Here is a 15,166-nt window from a genome sequence, read left to right as displayed (position 1 = left end):
TAAGACTAAGTAACGGTTATCTACGAAACTAAAATGTAGATAGCCCAGATTAGGTAGTAACCAACCCAAGGTAAACCTGAAATTACCAGTGCTTGCCCGCGTTCAAACTCAGTCCAAGTTAGTACGGCTGCGTAACCAAGCACGATGTACCAAGGTAATAGCAGTGGTAATGAGCTTGCAAACTGAGACCAGTCGCTGGTTAGAGGCAACTTGATTAAGCCGTTTAAGCTGTTCAGGTCAGCGGCGTAGTTCATCACATGGCCGTGCTTGAGGATTAGGCTTGCGTAGCTCGCTACATCACCTAACACTGCAGGGAATATCACAACCGATGCCGCTGCGAACCAGCGCCAAAAGCTATGCTGATGTTGGCTTGGCTTAGTTGCGAGGTTAAACCAGAACGCCAACAGAACGATGGTTAACGTTCGGCCAAATACATCGTTGATGATCTCACTTGCGAGTAAAGTATTGCTGTCAAGTAACGCCAATTGGTCAGGGTTAGTTTGAGCCAGTTGTTTTGATAACTCTGCGCTTAACCAAGCAAAATCTACATTCGAAAAATAGGCACCCCAAAATAAAAATGGGCTGAGTATTAATACGACGTAGGGTTGCCATCCCCAAGCGCTTCTTTGATAAAGCGCTAAGAAACAAGCTGTTGGTGATCGGAATATATCCAACAGCATGACGAGTGGGTTACTTGACGGGTTCATACACTTACCTTAGTTACATCAACATACAGCTTGAGTTTTTGTCCTGGCTGTAGGTATTTCTTATTCTGCAAAGTGTTCCATTTTACAACATCTGCACTTTTTACTTTGAACTTTGATGCAATACCGCTGACTGTGTCACCAGATCTTACGTTATAGAAGATCGTGCGGATGATGGCGCCGTCTGAACCATTCTTCCAAATGACCAGTTCTTGACCAACTCTAAGGGTGTCGCGTGGGCCCATACCGTTCCACTTAGCCAGTGATTGGTGAGATACCTTATTTGCGCGTGCAATCGTCCATAGGCTGTCACCACTTTTTACTGTATGGCTGAGCTTATATTGACCACGACTCTTCGACTGTGTGCTTGCTAGGCGGTTTGAAGCGCTTAGTGCGTATGTCTTGTCGTCTTTGGTTGAGGTTGGGATAAGCAGGTGCTGGCCAATACGAATATTGTTGTTGCTCAACCCGTTTGCAGAGCGAATCACTTTGCTGGTGGTGTTGTATTTGCTTGCCAGTACGCTGATGCTGTCACCCGACTGAACTTGGTAACGTACCAACTTCATGCCTTTGCCTTTATTCGCTGCGACTTCTTTATTGAATTTTTCAACTGAGCTTATAGGAAGCAGTAGCTGTTGGTGCTTCTCAGGTGATGTCGCCCACTGGTTATAAGCTGGGTTGTAGCCTTGCAGTTCTTTGACTGGAATGCCCGCGTAGTTTGCCGCAATCGCTAGATCAAGTTGCTCTTCAGGGTTAACCAGAGTGAGTACCGGCTTGTTTGGAATCGCTGGGATATCAATACCGTACTTTTCTTGGTTAGCGATCACGTCTGCGAGAGCCAGTAGTTTAGGTACGTAGCTGCTGGTCTCTTTTGGCAGATCCAGAGAGAAGAAGTCGATTGGCTTACCAAGCTTCTTGTTCTTACGGATTGCACTGTTTACACGACCACCGCCACTGTTATAAGCCGCAATTGCGTGTTGCCAGTTGCCATCAAAGCGTTTGTTGAGATCGGTTAGGAAGTCTAATGCCGCATCGGTAGAAGCAGCAACGTCACGACGGCCGTCGTACCAGAAGTTCTGTTCGAGTCCGTAAGCCTCGCCAGTGCCAGAAATGAACTGCCATAGGCCGGCAGCGCTGCCGTGAGAATAAGCAAATGCGTCAAATGAGCTTTCAACAACCGGCAAAAGTGCCAGTTCTAAAGGCATATCTCTTTCTTCAATTTTGGTGGTGATCAAATAAAGGAAAGGTTCAGCTCGTTGTGAGACGGTTTTTAGGTGGCTAGGGTGCTTTAGATACCAAGTTCGGTAGTAGTCGACCTTCTTTTGGTCTGGCACTTCCATTTCAAGTTGCATCGCAATGCGTTTCCAAACATCTTCTTGTGTTTGAGGAGTAACGACTGGTGCTTCAACTTTTGGTTCTTCTTTGGTCGCTTCTGATGAAACGTTCGCTTGAGAAACTTCTTTAGTAGGAGATGTGTTGGTTTGCTCGGAAGCTTGGTCTGGATTCTCTGACTGAGTTAATTGGCAACCAGAAAGTAGTAATACCAAAGCCCAGCTGTACTTAACTCGCATGTTACAGCCTTTTTAATAAACGGCCGATGATAATACTTGCCACCCCCTATGAGTGACAAGTCTGTATTTGTTAAAATTCGTTCTTCCACGCACGTAAAGCGGTGAATACTGATAGGGGATCGGTCTGTTCGGTACGATTAGATACTGATTTGACTACACTTGGTTCGGTGTAACGCAAGAAAGGGTTCACAAACTTCTCTTGTCTCAAATTTGTGGGGATGGTCGACTTATTTTGAGCACGCAGTCGGTTCACTTGGTCGCGATATTGCTGCAAATGTTGGTTGTCTGGCTCGACGGCAAGCGCGAAAGCGATATTGGCTGCAGTGTATTCATGTGCACAATAAACTTCGGTTTCTTGAGGTAGCGCTGTGATCTTATTCAACGCATCGAACATCTGTTGTGGGGTGCCTTCCATGATTCGGCCACAGCCTGCGGAGAACAATACATCACCACAAAATAGCTTGGCATCACCCACATAGCCAATATGACCTGCAGTGTGTCCACTGAGCCCTAATACGAGAAACACTTCACCAAACAGCTCTAACTGGTCACCATCATCAACCGGATGCGTTAATGTCGGGATAGGTTCATTTCTTGGGCCAACAACATCGACGTCGGGAAATTGCCTTACCAACTCTGGAACGCCACCAATGTGATCGTGGTGGTGGTGTGTAATCAAGATTGCATCTAAAGTTAGCTCATGGTTCGCTAAGTACTCTAATACTGGAGCCGCATCACCAGGGTCGACGACAGCACAACGGCGATCGCTATTTTCAATCAGCCAGATGTAATTGTCGTTAAATGCAGGTATGCTTTTGATATGTAACATTATTGGTTCTCCAGTCACTTTCAGTGCGACAGAATAAGTGAGACAGATTATTGATGAAGCCAGCACGTAGCAGAAAGAAGTTTGAACATCCCTACACTTGGGCACAGTTGCACAATGGGGATTGGTTGAGAGAATCTATTCAAACTCGACTCGATGAGTGGTGCCCAAAGCTATTTGGTTACCATATGCTCAAGCTCGGCGGCCTCAGTAGTGAGATTTCTAGCTGCACATGCAACATTCAACATCAAGTAAACCTAGATATCCAGAACCCATTACATAATGTGATAGCGGATGGCTATAATTTGCCCTTTTTGGAGAAAAGTTTTGATGTTGTGGTGCTCAGTCATCAATTAGATTATAGCAATGACCCGCATCGATTATTGAGAGAAGTCGACCGAGTGATGATGGACGATGGCTATATCATCATTACTGGCTTCAATCCTTTTAGTGTGACGGGGCTGGCCAGTTTGATGCCTTGGCGGAAGAACAGCTTGCCTTGGAGTGGGCGCATGTACACGCCAAATCGAATTAAAGATTGGCTCGGTGTACTTAACTATGAAGTGATTCATTGTGATACTTATGCGTTGTTTCCGATGAGTAAGTATCAAGCGATGTGGACTTGGTTGGAGAACGCCTTAGGCGGTTGTGCCTCTTTTGCTGGCAGCCAATACTTTATTGTTGCTCGTAAGCGTACTTATCCGCTCAAACCTATTAAGCCGCATTGGCACCTTAAGCGACGCTTCTCTCCTGTGGGAGCAAGTTTTAGAACCAACTCTCGTCGTTCAGTGCATTCCACAAAAGCACCATACCCGTTAAAAACAGAAAAAGCCGACTCGTAGTCGGCTTTTCATTTATCTGTGTACCGTCCTAAATATGGTTGACACATTTCCAACATGAAATTGGAGAGTGTCATGAAAACAACAAGTAGACGTACTCAACGAGATTATTCTCTTGCCTTTAAATTGGCAGTAGTAAGCCAAGTTGAAAAAGGCGAAATGACTTATAAGCAGGCTCAAGAGCGTTATGGGATCCAAGGTCGCTCTACCGTTTTAGTTTGGCTTCGCAAACATGGTCAACTAGATTGGTCTAAAGGAATAGAACAATCGAGAGCGTTAGGAGCGACTATGTCAAACTCTTCCTCAACTCAAACCCCAGAGCAACGAATCAAAGAACTCGAACAGCAATTAGAAGAAACTCAGCTTAAAGCTGAGTTCTTTGAAGCGGTTGTAAAAGTCATGGATCGAGATTTCGGTGTCCGAATCTCAAAGAAGCGCAAGGCCGAGTTATTAAGGAAAAAACGGTCAGAAAGTTGACCGTCACTAAAGCTTGTCACTTCATCGGTATTACACGACAAGCTTTCTACAAGCGCTGTGTTGCGGAAATTCATCAGACAAAGAAAGATGAATCAGTACTCGGTTTTGTGAAGGAGCAAAGGATGATGCACCCTCGTATAGGAACTCGTAAGATCAAGTATTTACTTGCTCAGAACGAAATTGAAATCGGGCGAGACCGCTTATTCTCTCTACTGAGAATGAATCGATTATTAGTGCAGAATCGAAGGGCTTATCATCGAACCACAAACAGTAATCATCGCTTTTACTGCCATCCAAATCGAACCAAAGAAGGCTTAATACCGGAAAGACCAGAGCAATTATGGGTTGCCGATATTACTTATCTAGCAACGCGGTGTGGTAGTACTTATCTCAGTTTAGTGACGGACGCTTATTCAAGAAAAATCGTGGGCTATCACATAGGTGATGATATGAAAGCTCGCACGGTCAAGCAGGCCTTTTTAAACGCGTTGAAAGAGCGGAAGAATACAGGTGAGCTTGTTCATCACTCAGATCGAGGTGTTCAGTACCGCTCTGTTGAATACCAAGAGTTGCATCGACAGTATGATGTATCTTGCTCAATGACTGATGGCTATGACTGTTATCAAAATGCGTTAGCAGAGAGGATCAACGGAATATTGAAGATGGAGTATCTGTTGAATAAACCGAATGATTTAGATGAAGCAAAGAAAATGGTCGCCGAATCAGTAAAAATCTATAATGAATATAGGCCTCACACTGCTCTAAAATACAAAACGCCCGATGAAATACATCGAGCGTTTTAGTCAATCAAGTGTCAACCCATATCAGGACGGTACACTGTCCGTTTAAGAAACTATAAATCTGCTTCGAAACTTACATCTCATTTCAAAAGGTGATTAGCTTGGCTGATAACCCGTGTCTTCTTGAGTTGGGTTCTCTGCGGCCGTTCTTGCTAAATCATCACACATTTCGTTTTCTCTGTGTCCGGCGTGTCCTTTAACCCAGCGCCAGTCAACGCTATGACGTGCCGTTTCTCTATCGAGTCTTTGCCATAAGTCGGCGTTTTTAACTGGTTTTTTATCGGCTGTCTTCCAGTCACGCTTTTTCCAGTTGTGAATCCACTGTGTGATGCCTTGGCGCACGTATTGGCTATCTGTGGTCAGAATCACGGAGCAAGGCTCTTTGAGGGTTTGAAGTGCCACGACAGCGGCGAGCATTTCCATGCGGTTATTGGTTGTTAGGGTGAAACCTTCCGCTAATGTCTTTTCGACTTTTTTGTAGCGAAGTACGATGCCATAGCCACCCGGACCAGGGTTACCTAAACAAGAACCATCAGTGAAAATTTCAACTTGTTTCGTCATGATTTGATACTATTACCTCAAGCACATTATCGGCATAGTCTGACACAGTTATCCTTATGAATACCAGTAGCACTCCAGAACAAACCACGAACGAAAAAAACAGTTCGAACGAAAATAAGCGCATCGTTGTACTCGATACCGAAACCACCGGTATGAATACAGAGGGTGGCCCTCACTATATGGGGCATCGCATCGTTGAGATTGGTGCCGTAGAGATCATCAACCGTAGACTGACTGGGCGTCACTTCCACGTCTACATCAAGCCCGATCGTGCGATTCAAGAAGAGGCGATTGGCGTTCACGGTATTACCGATGAATTCTTGGTGGACAAGCCAGAATACCAAGACATACATAAAGAGTTTCTCGACTTTATCAAAGGTGCCGAGCTGGTGGCTCATAACGCACCCTTCGATACGGGCTTTATGGACTATGAGTTTGAGAAGCTTAATCCCGCGATAGGTAAAACGGATGACTACTGTAAAGTTACCGATACCTTGGCAATGGCGAAAAAGATATTCCCAGGTAAAAGAAACAACCTAGATATCTTATGTGACCGTTACGGTATTGATAACTCGCACCGTACTCTCCACGGCGCATTGCTCGATGCGGAGATCCTAGCCGACGTTTACTTATTGATGACGGGTGGCCAAACTTCGCTGCAATTTAACGCTGGCCAACAAGAAGGCGAAGCCGAAAGCATACGAAGAGTAGAAAGTGGTCGAAAATCCCTAAAGGTTTTACGAGCTACGGCCGATGAAGTAGAAGCGCATCAAAATCGTTTAGACCTCGTCGAGAAAAGCGGAAGCTGCCTTTGGCGTCAGTAGGGAGAAAGTATGTTAAGGGTATTGGCTACCGGTTACTTATTGCTGTTAAGCTTTAGCTTACATGCGGCAACGGAATCCGTAATGAGTTTATTGGACAACCGTTTTCGCGTTGATCCCAGTATTGAACAAGTCACCTTTGTGATTTATCGAGCCGATAACTCTAAGCCTGTCGTTTTGGTTCGCCCTGACGGCAAGAAATACTACTCTTGGCGTAATGCTGATAATGTCCGTTGGTACGAAGAGTCGTCCATGGACATTATCTCTATCGACAAGCCGATGCCTGGCCCTTGGCAAGCGGTCGGTAAAGTTTCCCCTAAGAACAACATCAAGCTCCTGTCTCACCTTGTTTTGGATGCCAATGAGTTTCCAGACAAGCTGTATCAAACCGAACACATCAAATTTACTGCCCGTTTGACCTCAGATGGCAAACCTCTTGTGCTGCGTGATTTTCTCGATCGCGTGAAGCTTAAGGTGACGTTTACTAAGTTTGTCGAAAACGAAGAGTCTTTAGTGAGAGAAGCACGTCCAGTGCCTGTTGTTATGGGTGAGTTTGCTGACGACGGTGTGGATCTCGACGAGAAAGCGGGAGACGGCGTGTTTACTGTGTCACTGCCGATTGATATTGAGCCGGGCAAATACCGCGCGCGTATTACTTCTGGCAATGGCGTGTTCTTGCGAGCACAAGAGCAAGAGGTTTTAGTCTACCCAACACCGATCACCACTACCTTCATTCAGTCTCGTAAAGAGGGGGTACCTCACACCATTGTTGTGTCTGGCGAACAAGGTATGATCGCACCGAGCTCTTTAGCGGTTCATGTTGAGCATAAAGCGCCTGATGATTATGTAACGTATAAGCAAGGCCAAGCCGATGTCGATGCAATGAAAGTGCCTTTAGAGGTGCCTTACAATGGTGAGCTGGGGATCTATAACTGGTCTGGGATGGTTTATGCCACCGACGCTTCAAGCCAACGTCCGCTGATCTTTCCAATTACAGAGCAGTCGTACAGTGTTGTGGAAGATATCGACTTAGCAGAATCTCGACGCCTTCAAGAAGAAGCACTTGCTGAACAGAAGCGTATTGCTACGGAATTAATGATTCTTCAAAAGCGTGAAGATGACAGGCAGCGCAGCATGATCATTATCGGAGTGGGTAATGTGGTCGCCATTCTATTGGGCTTACTGATTTGGTTTGTGGTTCGTAAAGTGACAGCCAAGAAAAGAGCTCAACCAGAGATGCAACTCAAGGCGCCAAAGTAACTTGCCCGTATTATTTGAGTGGTCTTGAGTGAACAGAGTCTATGAAGGTAAAGCCTTCGAATTAGTGACAGCGATGTACAAATAAAAAAACGGGACTCATAGGAGTCCCGTTTTCGTTTCTATTACAAAATCTAGGCTACGTTATCAATTGATTGGCCTGGATATTGTGGCTTTGCTGCTAGCTCCTCTGGGGAGAAGTCATCAACATTAATCGTGTACAGTCTGTGTTGTTCTGCGCTGATCAGAAGGTCAGCCTCTTCTTGGGTTAAGATACCTTTCTCTAAGCCTTGTTCAGCAACCAGGTCCAGTCTTAGGAAGGCGCGTTTTTGATGTGTCTCTTTGCAGACTTTGTCGAACAAAGGTTCAGCTTGAAGAATTACTTCCAGTGCTTTCTCAATCTTACCAACGGCGTTGTATTGAGTGTCCGCTAAGTATTGACCACGACCGATACGTGAACGTGTTTCACTCGGTGTTTGCAGGATGTGCGCAACTTGGCTATCCAGTTTGTCGTTTGGTGCGCGACGAATACGACCAAATGGCATTAGCACAACACGCAGCAGTCGACCAACTACTGGGTTAGGGAAGTTTGCTAAGAACTCATCAATCGCTACCTCAGTTTGACGTAAACTATCTTGCATCCCCCAATGTACTAACGGTAGATCTTCAGCGTGGCTGCCTTCGCTCTCAAAGCGTTTCAGCGTTGCTGAACCTAAGTACAATTGACTCAGGATGTCGCCCAGCCTTGCAGATAGGCGCTCTCTGCGTTTTAGTGAGCCGCCTAACACGGCCATTGAAATATCAGACAGTAGCGCTAGGTTTGCACTGTAACGGTTCAGTTGTTGATAGTAGCGTTGTGTTTGTTTATCGGTTTTATTGGCTGGCGTTGGCGTATCTGAACCACGACCATCGGTTAAACCAAACCACAAGCTGCGGACTAGGTTACTCATAGTAAAGCTGACGTGTCCTGCTAACGCTGAATCAAACTTATCCAGAGCATCACTGCTTTCAGAATAAGCCGCTTCCATTTCATTAAGAACGTAAGGGTGACAACGAATTGCACCTTGACCATAGATGATCATCGAGCGAGTCAGGATGTTCGCGCCTTCAACGGTAATCGCGATAGGTGAACCTTGGTAGCCACGAGCTAGAAAGTTCGACGGGCCCAAGCAAATACCTTTACCACCAACAATATCCATCGCATCGATGATGCTTCGTTGACCGCGGTGAGTACAGTGGTACTTAACGATGGCAGAGATAACCGAAGGCTTTTCACCAAGGTCGATACCCGCAACGGTTAGGTTACTTGCTGCATCCATTACGTAAGCATTACCAGCTAGGCGTGCAAGTGGCTCTTCAACCCCTTCCATACGACCGATAGGCTGTTTGAATTGACGACGAATGCGAGCGTAAGCACCTGTAGCAAGCGCGGCTGTTTTGATACCGCCCGTTGAGTTTGAAGGCAGTGTGATACCACGACCCACCGACAAACACTCAACCAGCATACGCCAACCTTGGCCTGCCATTTTCTGACCACCAATGATGAAATCGATAGGGACGAAGATATCGTCACCTTGAGTTGGACCATTTTGGAAAGGTACGTTGAGTGGGAAGTGGCGGTTGCCAATCTCAACGCCTTTTAAATCTGTTGGGATTAGAGCACATGTGATGCCAAGATCTTTTTGGTCACCAAGTAGGCCATCCGGGTCGCGCAATTTAAAGGCCAAGCCTAAAACAGTCGCGACAGGCGCTAGAGTGATGTAACGCTTGTTCCAAGTTAGGCGCATGCCCAGTACTTCTTCACCTTGCCACTCACCTTTACATACCACGCCGTAATCAGGGATAGAGCCCGCATCCGATCCTGCTTCTGGGCTCGTTAGGGCAAAACAAGGGATCTCTTTACCTTCAGCTAAGCGAGGGAGGTAATGGTTTCTTTGTTCTTCTGTTCCGTAGTGTTGTAGCAGCTCGCCTGGGCCTAATGAGTTAGGTACACCAACCGTTGATGAAAGCACGCTAGAAACGCCCGTTAGCTTCTGTAGAACCAGAGATTGAGCGTAAGCTGAGAATTCTAAACCGCCGTATTTTTTCTTGATGATCATGGCGAAGAATTTGTGGTCTTTCAGGTATTGCCATACTTCCGGTGGCAAATCAGCAAGTTCATGTGTCACTTGGTAATCATTGACCATTTCGCACACTTCATTAACTGGGCCATCTAAAAACGCTTGTTCCGCTTCAGAAAGTTTTGGATCAGCAATGTTCTGAAGTTTCTTCCACTCAGGCTTGCCTTTGAACAGCTCTGCCTCCCACCATACTGTGCCAGCTTCTAGTGCTTCTTTTTCTGTCTGAGACATCGCCGGTAGAACTTTCTTGAATAAAGAGAGTGCTTTTTGACTGATTAAAGTTTGGCGAATAGTTGGAACTGCAAAGATCGCAACGGCTAACATGTAGCATAGCCAGCCGGTGACAGCCACGCCGCCAAACAGTGTTAATGCTACCATCGCGCCAGTTAATACGATTAACGCGCGTACCAGACTAACTCTATGGTAAAGACAGACGCCTAAGATGGCTGTCATGCCGAGTAGGGAGAGCAATATGTTCATGATCGATTTCCTTTTCAGAGATCACTTATCGTTATGATTTTAGGTAAGAGGTCTAACCAGTTAAGTGTAAACAAAATATTAAATATTTGTAAAACTCTAAATTGGGTAAAAAGTGATCTTAATAGAGTTAAAATTCTAATTGTGAGAGGTTAGTGGTGAATAATTGGACGGTTCTGCAGTGAGATATTAATTAAGGTGGCAATCTTTGGGCTTAAGTGTCGACACTATTTCATGTTTGTGGGTAAACTCAGGTAAAAGAGGGAAAAACCCTCAGCTCTCATTTCACGTACCTTAAGTTGCGTAAAAAAATATAAGAGATAAGCCTTATGTACCAAGACCTAATCAAAAGTGAATTGAACGAAGCTGCTGACGTTCTTAACAAGTTCTTGAGTGATGATCACAACATTGCTCAAATTGAAGCGGCTGCAAAACTGATTGCTGACTCATTCAAACAAGAAGGCAAAGTGCTTTCTTGTGGTAACGGTGGCTCACACTGTGATGCGATGCACTTCGCGGAAGAGCTAACAGGCCGATACCGTGAAAATCGCCCGGGCTACGCTGGCATTGCGATTTCAGACCCTAGCCACTTATCTTGTGTGAGTAATGATTTTGGCTACGACCACGTATTTTCTCGCTATGTAGAAGCGGTAGGTCGTAAAGGCGATGTGTTGTTCGGTCTGTCGACTTCAGGTAACTCTGCCAATATTCTAAAAGCGATTGAAGCGGCTCAAGCGAAAGGCATGAAGACTATTGCATTGACGGGTAAAGATGGCGGTAAAATGGCGGGTTGTGCGGATATTGAAATCCGAGTACCACACTTTGGCTACGCCGATCGCATCCAAGAGATTCACATTAAGATCATCCACATTGTGATTCAACTTGTTGAAAAAGAGATGGAATAATAGTTTACAGACGTTTGGAGCCTAGCTTTGTGGCTCCATTGGTTTTAATAGGGAGTAGATTAAACCATGTGTGAATTGCTCGGTATGAGCGCGAATGTGCCAACTGATATTTGTTTTAGCTTTACTGGTCTTATGCAGCGTGGAGGCAATACTGGCCCGCATCGTGATGGCTGGGGTATTACCTTTTATGAGGGCAAGGGTTTTCGCACCTTTAAAGATCCGAATCCGAGCTGTGAATCTAAGATCGCTGAACTGGTTCAAAACTACCCAATTAAAAGCCAAGCTGTTGTCAGTCATATCCGTCAAGCCAACCGTGGTGGCGTTAATCTAGAAAATACACACCCTTTTACCCGTGAGCTTTGGGGGCGATATTGGACCTTTGCTCACAATGGTCAATTGTCTGATTATGATGATCTGGTGAGTGGGCGTTTTAGACCTGTCGGCGAAACGGACAGTGAGCTCTCTTTTTGTTGGCTACTGAAACAACTAGAAGAACGTTTTCCTGAGCCGCCTCAAGACATGGAAGGTATGTTTCGTTTCGTGGCTGAGTGTTGTGACAAGCTACGCGAGAAAGGCGTTTTCAACATGTTGTTGAGTGATGGTGAGTACGTGATGACTTACTGTACCAACCATTTGTACTGGATAACCAGACGCGCACCTTTTGGTAAAGCGAGCTTAATTGATGAAGACGTTGAGATTAACTTCCAAGAAGAGACCACGCCGAATGATGTGGTGACGGTCGTTGCAACTCAACCTCTTACGGATAATGAAGAGTGGTTTAGAATGAAGCCGGGCGAATACGCACTGTTTCATTTTGGTGAGCTGATTGGTAACAACCATCAAGCGTTAGAAGATGTTGCTTATGCGCCGAAAAAGGTCGCGAGCCAAGCACCTACTGAGCCATTAAGTTAATGCTATAAATCATATTGCTTTAACCCGAACAAGCGAAGGCCGCTTACTGTACTAATCAGTCAGTAAGCGGCCTTTTTGTTTTAAGCAATTTGTCGCGTGAGAGTCGTTTGACGAATTACTCTTCTGCGTAACCGTGTTTACCTAATGTCTTACCGTCTAGTACAGCTTGCCCATTGACCATTGATAAACGGTCTTCCGCGAACCACTTGCAGACCATAGGGTAAATGCAATGTTCTTGAGTCAGCACTCGGCTTGCCAACATATCAGCATCATCATCTTCAAATACCGGTACCTTAGCTTGTAAGATCACAGGGCCGCCATCGAGCTCTTCGGTAACAAAGTGGACGCTAGTACCGTGTTCTTTGTCTTGTGCATCAATGGCGCGCTGGTGGGTGTGTAGGCCTGGGTATTTCGGTAATAGGGAAGGGTGGATGTTGACCATTTTCTCTGCATAGTGACGAACAAATTCTGAACTCAGGATTCGCATGTAGCCAGCGAGTACGATTAAGTCTGGCTGGTAAGCATCGATCTGAACCATCAATTCATGGTCAAACTCTTCACGTGAACCAAAGTCCTTTGGATTCACTGAGTGAGCGTCTACACCTGCGGTTTTCGCTCGCTCTAATCCAAAAGCCTCTGCTTTGTTTGAGAAGACAGCTTTAACTGACGCATCAATCATATTGCTATCGCAGGCATCCAAGATTGCCTGTAAGTTGCTTCCGCTTCCTGAAACTAACACAACGATATTTTTCTGAGAGTGACTGGTTTTATTTGAGTGATTGTTTTTCATAGAGTGGGTCATACGATTGATTAACGGGACTGTTTACAATTTACCTACATAAACTAAGGTTTTCTGCGGGCCAAATAGCAAAATGAGGACCATTAGGTCCCCATTGATTAACTAAGTAAGTGAACGTATCACTTATTTGATTTCAACTTGCTCTTCACCCGCTTCAGCGTTTGCGATCTCACCGATAACCCAAGCGTTTTCGCCTTCAGCTTTCAGTAGTTCAACAGCAGCGTCTGCTTGATCTTTAGGTAGAGCAACAACTAGGCCAACACCACAGTTGAAAGTGCGGTACATTTCGAATGTCTCCACGTTACCTTTCTCTTGTAGCCAGCTGAAGATAGCAGGCCATTCCCAGCTCTTACCATCAATCACGGCTTTAGTACCTTCAGGAAGTACGCGTGGGATGTTTTCCCAGAAACCACCACCTGTGATGTGCGAGATAGCATGAATGTCATGCTCAGCAATCATCTTAAGTGCTGATTTGATGTAAATCTTAGTTGGTTCTAGTAGGTGTTCACCGATAGTGCGACCTTCTAGTTCTTCGTTCTTATCAGCACCAGATACTTCTAGAACTTTACGAATCAAAGAGTAACCGTTTGAGTGTGGACCACTTGAGCCAACAGCGATAAGTGCGTCGCCTGCAGCTACTTTAGTACCGTCGATGATGTCAGCTTTTTCTACAACACCAACACAGAAGCCAGCTACGTCATAGTCGTCGCCTTCGTACATGCCTGGCATTTCAGCCGTTTCACCGCCGATTAGTGCACAACCAGCTTGAACACAACCTTCAGCGATACCAGAAACAACGTCTGCTGCTGTATCTACATCTAGCTTACCTGTTGCGTAGTAGTCTAGGAAGAATAGCGGCTCACCACCTTGAACGATTAGGTCGTTCACACACATTGCCACTAGGTCGATACCAATGGTGTCGTGTTTTTTCAGATCCAAAGCAAGGCGAAGTTTAGTACCAACACCATCAGTACCTGAAACAAGTACCGGCTCTTTGTATTTCGTTGGAAGTTCACATAGGGCGCCAAAGCCACCAATACCGCCCATTACTTCAGGGCGACGAGTGCGTTTAACAGCACCTTTAATACGGTCTACTAGTGCATTACCTGCGTCGATATCAACACCAGCGTCTTTGTAGCTTAGAGAAGAAGTATTACCACTCACGGGATAGTCCTCGAACTTAAGTTGGATGTGAAAACGGCGCTATTCTAACAGGGCTTGATTACGAAGAGCAAACGTTTGCGCGGTTTTTTTTATTAGAATAAAGATTCTGAAATAACCACAAAGTTCGTGTATAATCTACAGGTTTGTTTAAATATTGCCGGAGTTGGAAATGAAAGTTGTTGAAGTGAAACACCCGCTAGTAAAACATAAAATTGGCCTGATGCGTGAAGGTGAGATTAGCACTAAGCGTTTTCGTGAGCTAGCGACAGAAGTGGGTAGCCTTCTAACATACGAAGCGACATCAGACTTTGAAACTGAGCGTGTAACTATTAATGGTTGGAACGGTCCAGTTGAAGTTGACCAAATTAAAGGTAAAAAAGTAACTGTAGTGCCAATCCTACGTGCTGGTCTAGGCATGATGGACGGCGTTCTTGAGCACATCCCAAGTGCACGTATCAGTGTTGTTGGTATCTACCGTGACGAAGAAACGCTTGAGCCAGTACCATACTTCAACAAGCTTGCATCTAACATCGACGAGCGTATTGCTCTAGTGGTAGACCCAATGCTTGCGACAGGTGGTTCTATGATCGCGACTATCGACCTAATGAAAGAGAAAGGTTGTAAGCACTTTAAGATTCTTGTGCTTGTTGCTGCTCCTGAAGGTATCGCTGCTCTAGAAAAAGCGCACCCAGACGTTGAGCTTTACACAGCTGCAATCGATGAGAAGCTAAACGACAAGGGCTACATTGTTCCTGGTCTTGGCGATGCTGGTGATAAGATCTTCGGTACTAAGTAATTCGGCTTCAGCTTAAGTGACTCTAAACTGTTTCTTAACTCGCTGAATTAGCCGTATTAACAAAAAGGGAGAGCATTCAATGCTCTCCCTTTTTTGATCTTGTTGGTTTGTGATTCTTTTGAATCTAGCCTTACCGA

14 protein-coding genes are annotated in these 15,166 nt (G+C 45.4%); 7 read left to right on the top strand and 7 right to left on the bottom strand.

All coding sequences use genetic code 11. The features are described 5' to 3' along the window. Positions 1-20: 20 nt before the first annotated feature. The 3 genes from FLM53_RS04010 to gloB all read right to left on the bottom strand — a co-directional run bounded on the left by FLM53_RS04010 (position 21) and on the right by gloB (position 3,104). Entirely contained in the window at positions 21-707 is a 687-nt protein-coding gene (locus FLM53_RS04010; protein WP_176680289.1) for a YIP1 family protein, read from the bottom strand. Then, the gene (locus FLM53_RS04005) at positions 704-2,275 is read right to left on the bottom strand and encodes a LysM peptidoglycan-binding domain-containing protein (protein ID WP_176680288.1); all 1,572 of its coding nucleotides are present in this window, start codon (positions 2,273-2,275) and stop codon (positions 704-706) included. Before FLM53_RS04005 ends, FLM53_RS04010 begins: the two co-directional genes overlap by 4 nt. A 70-nt stretch (positions 2,276-2,345) precedes the next feature. Continuing rightward, a complete protein-coding gene (gloB, locus tag FLM53_RS04000; protein ID WP_176680287.1) occupies positions 2,346-3,104 on the bottom strand; it encodes a hydroxyacylglutathione hydrolase in 759 nt (252 codons plus the stop codon). A gap of 53 nt (positions 3,105-3,157) precedes the next feature. On the opposite strand from gloB, the gene FLM53_RS03995 reads away from it, so the two are divergent. Next, positions 3,158-3,943 carry a class I SAM-dependent methyltransferase gene (locus tag FLM53_RS03995; RefSeq protein ID WP_176680286.1) on the top strand — a complete coding sequence of 262 codons (786 nt, stop codon included), beginning with the start codon at positions 3,158-3,160 and terminating at the stop codon, positions 3,941-3,943. A gap of 72 nt (positions 3,944-4,015) precedes the next feature. Further along, positions 4,016-5,220 (top strand): IS3 family transposase gene (locus tag FLM53_RS03990; RefSeq protein ID WP_176680285.1). Its coding sequence is split into 2 segments (ribosomal slippage): positions 4,016-4,403 and positions 4,403-5,220, totalling 1,206 coding nucleotides; the frame shifts between segments, so codons are not numbered across the junction. A gap of 93 nt (positions 5,221-5,313) precedes the next feature. Here FLM53_RS03990 and rnhA read toward each other — a convergent pair. Next, positions 5,314-5,778, bottom strand: a complete 465-nt coding sequence (gene rnhA, locus FLM53_RS03985; protein ID WP_176680284.1) for a ribonuclease HI — start codon at positions 5,776-5,778, stop codon at positions 5,314-5,316. Between the two features lie 56 nt (positions 5,779-5,834). Between rnhA and dnaQ the strand changes: the two genes are divergently transcribed. Continuing rightward, the gene (gene dnaQ, locus FLM53_RS03980) at positions 5,835-6,602 is read left to right on the top strand and encodes a DNA polymerase III subunit epsilon (protein WP_176680283.1); all 768 of its coding nucleotides are present in this window, start codon (positions 5,835-5,837) and stop codon (positions 6,600-6,602) included. Between the two features lie 9 nt (positions 6,603-6,611). After that, complete coding sequence (locus FLM53_RS03975) at positions 6,612-7,859, top strand: TIGR03503 family protein (protein ID WP_176680282.1); 1,248 nt, start codon at positions 6,612-6,614, stop codon at positions 7,857-7,859. A gap of 131 nt (positions 7,860-7,990) precedes the next feature. On the opposite strand, the gene fadE is transcribed toward FLM53_RS03975, so the two are convergent. After that, positions 7,991-10,456, bottom strand: a complete 2,466-nt coding sequence (gene fadE / locus FLM53_RS03970) for an acyl-CoA dehydrogenase FadE (RefSeq protein WP_176680281.1) — start codon at positions 10,454-10,456, stop codon at positions 7,991-7,993. A gap of 326 nt (positions 10,457-10,782) precedes the next feature. On the opposite strand from fadE, the gene lpcA reads away from it, so the two are divergent. Together lpcA and FLM53_RS03960 are read left to right on the top strand one after the other, a co-directional pair. Then, positions 10,783-11,358 (top strand): D-sedoheptulose 7-phosphate isomerase, encoded by a 576-nt coding sequence (lpcA, locus tag FLM53_RS03965; protein WP_017063379.1) that lies wholly within the window; start codon positions 10,783-10,785, stop codon positions 11,356-11,358. 66 nt (positions 11,359-11,424) lie between these two features. After that, positions 11,425-12,270: a class II glutamine amidotransferase gene (locus FLM53_RS03960; RefSeq protein ID WP_017630602.1), complete on the top strand. Its 846-nt coding sequence runs from the start codon at positions 11,425-11,427 to the stop codon at positions 12,268-12,270. Positions 12,271-12,385: 115 nt separating this feature from the next. On the opposite strand, the gene purN is transcribed toward FLM53_RS03960, so the two are convergent. Both purN and purM read right to left on the bottom strand, forming a co-directional pair. After that, positions 12,386-13,060, bottom strand: coding sequence for a phosphoribosylglycinamide formyltransferase (purN, locus tag FLM53_RS03955; protein WP_176680280.1), 675 nt, complete (start codon positions 13,058-13,060; stop codon positions 12,386-12,388). A gap of 132 nt (positions 13,061-13,192) precedes the next feature. Next, complete coding sequence (gene purM, locus FLM53_RS03950; RefSeq protein WP_017088931.1) at positions 13,193-14,233, bottom strand: phosphoribosylformylglycinamidine cyclo-ligase; 1,041 nt, start codon at positions 14,231-14,233, stop codon at positions 13,193-13,195. Positions 14,234-14,402: 169 nt separating this feature from the next. Between purM and upp the strand changes: the two genes are divergently transcribed. Then, positions 14,403-15,029 (top strand): uracil phosphoribosyltransferase, encoded by a 627-nt coding sequence (gene upp / locus FLM53_RS03945; protein ID WP_017060716.1) that lies wholly within the window; start codon positions 14,403-14,405, stop codon positions 15,027-15,029. Positions 15,030-15,166 lie beyond the last annotated feature (137 nt).

The organism is Vibrio sp. Scap24, assembly GCF_013394185.1.
GTDB classification, from domain to species: domain Bacteria; phylum Pseudomonadota; class Gammaproteobacteria; order Enterobacterales; family Vibrionaceae; genus Vibrio; species Vibrio pomeroyi.
This window is presented reverse-complemented; position numbering and strand designations above follow the sequence as displayed.

Bases quoted from the DNA above. Each gene is read 5' to 3' on its own strand.
- fadE (WP_176680281.1), bottom strand. From the start codon at position 10,456: ATGAACATATTGCTCTCCCTACTCGGCATGACAGCCATCTTAGGCGTC.
- FLM53_RS03975 (WP_176680282.1), top strand. From the start codon at position 6,612: ATGTTAAGGGTATTGGCTACCGGTTACTTATTGCTGTTAAGCTTTAGC.
- dnaQ (WP_176680283.1), top strand. From the start codon at position 5,835: ATGAATACCAGTAGCACTCCAGAACAAACCACGAACGAAAAAAACAGT.
- upp (WP_017060716.1), top strand. From the start codon at position 14,403: ATGAAAGTTGTTGAAGTGAAACACCCGCTAGTAAAACATAAAATTGGC.
- purN (WP_176680280.1), bottom strand. From the start codon at position 13,060: ATGAAAAACAATCACTCAAATAAAACCAGTCACTCTCAGAAAAATATC.
- FLM53_RS04005 (WP_176680288.1), bottom strand. From the start codon at position 2,275: ATGCGAGTTAAGTACAGCTGGGCTTTGGTATTACTACTTTCTGGTTGC.
- lpcA (WP_017063379.1), top strand. From the start codon at position 10,783: ATGTACCAAGACCTAATCAAAAGTGAATTGAACGAAGCTGCTGACGTT.
- FLM53_RS03960 (WP_017630602.1), top strand. From the start codon at position 11,425: ATGTGTGAATTGCTCGGTATGAGCGCGAATGTGCCAACTGATATTTGT.
- rnhA (WP_176680284.1), bottom strand. From the start codon at position 5,778: ATGACGAAACAAGTTGAAATTTTCACTGATGGTTCTTGTTTAGGTAAC.
- FLM53_RS04010 (WP_176680289.1), bottom strand. From the start codon at position 707: ATGAACCCGTCAAGTAACCCACTCGTCATGCTGTTGGATATATTCCGA.
- FLM53_RS03995 (WP_176680286.1), top strand. From the start codon at position 3,158: ATGAAGCCAGCACGTAGCAGAAAGAAGTTTGAACATCCCTACACTTGG.
- gloB (WP_176680287.1), bottom strand. From the start codon at position 3,104: ATGTTACATATCAAAAGCATACCTGCATTTAACGACAATTACATCTGG.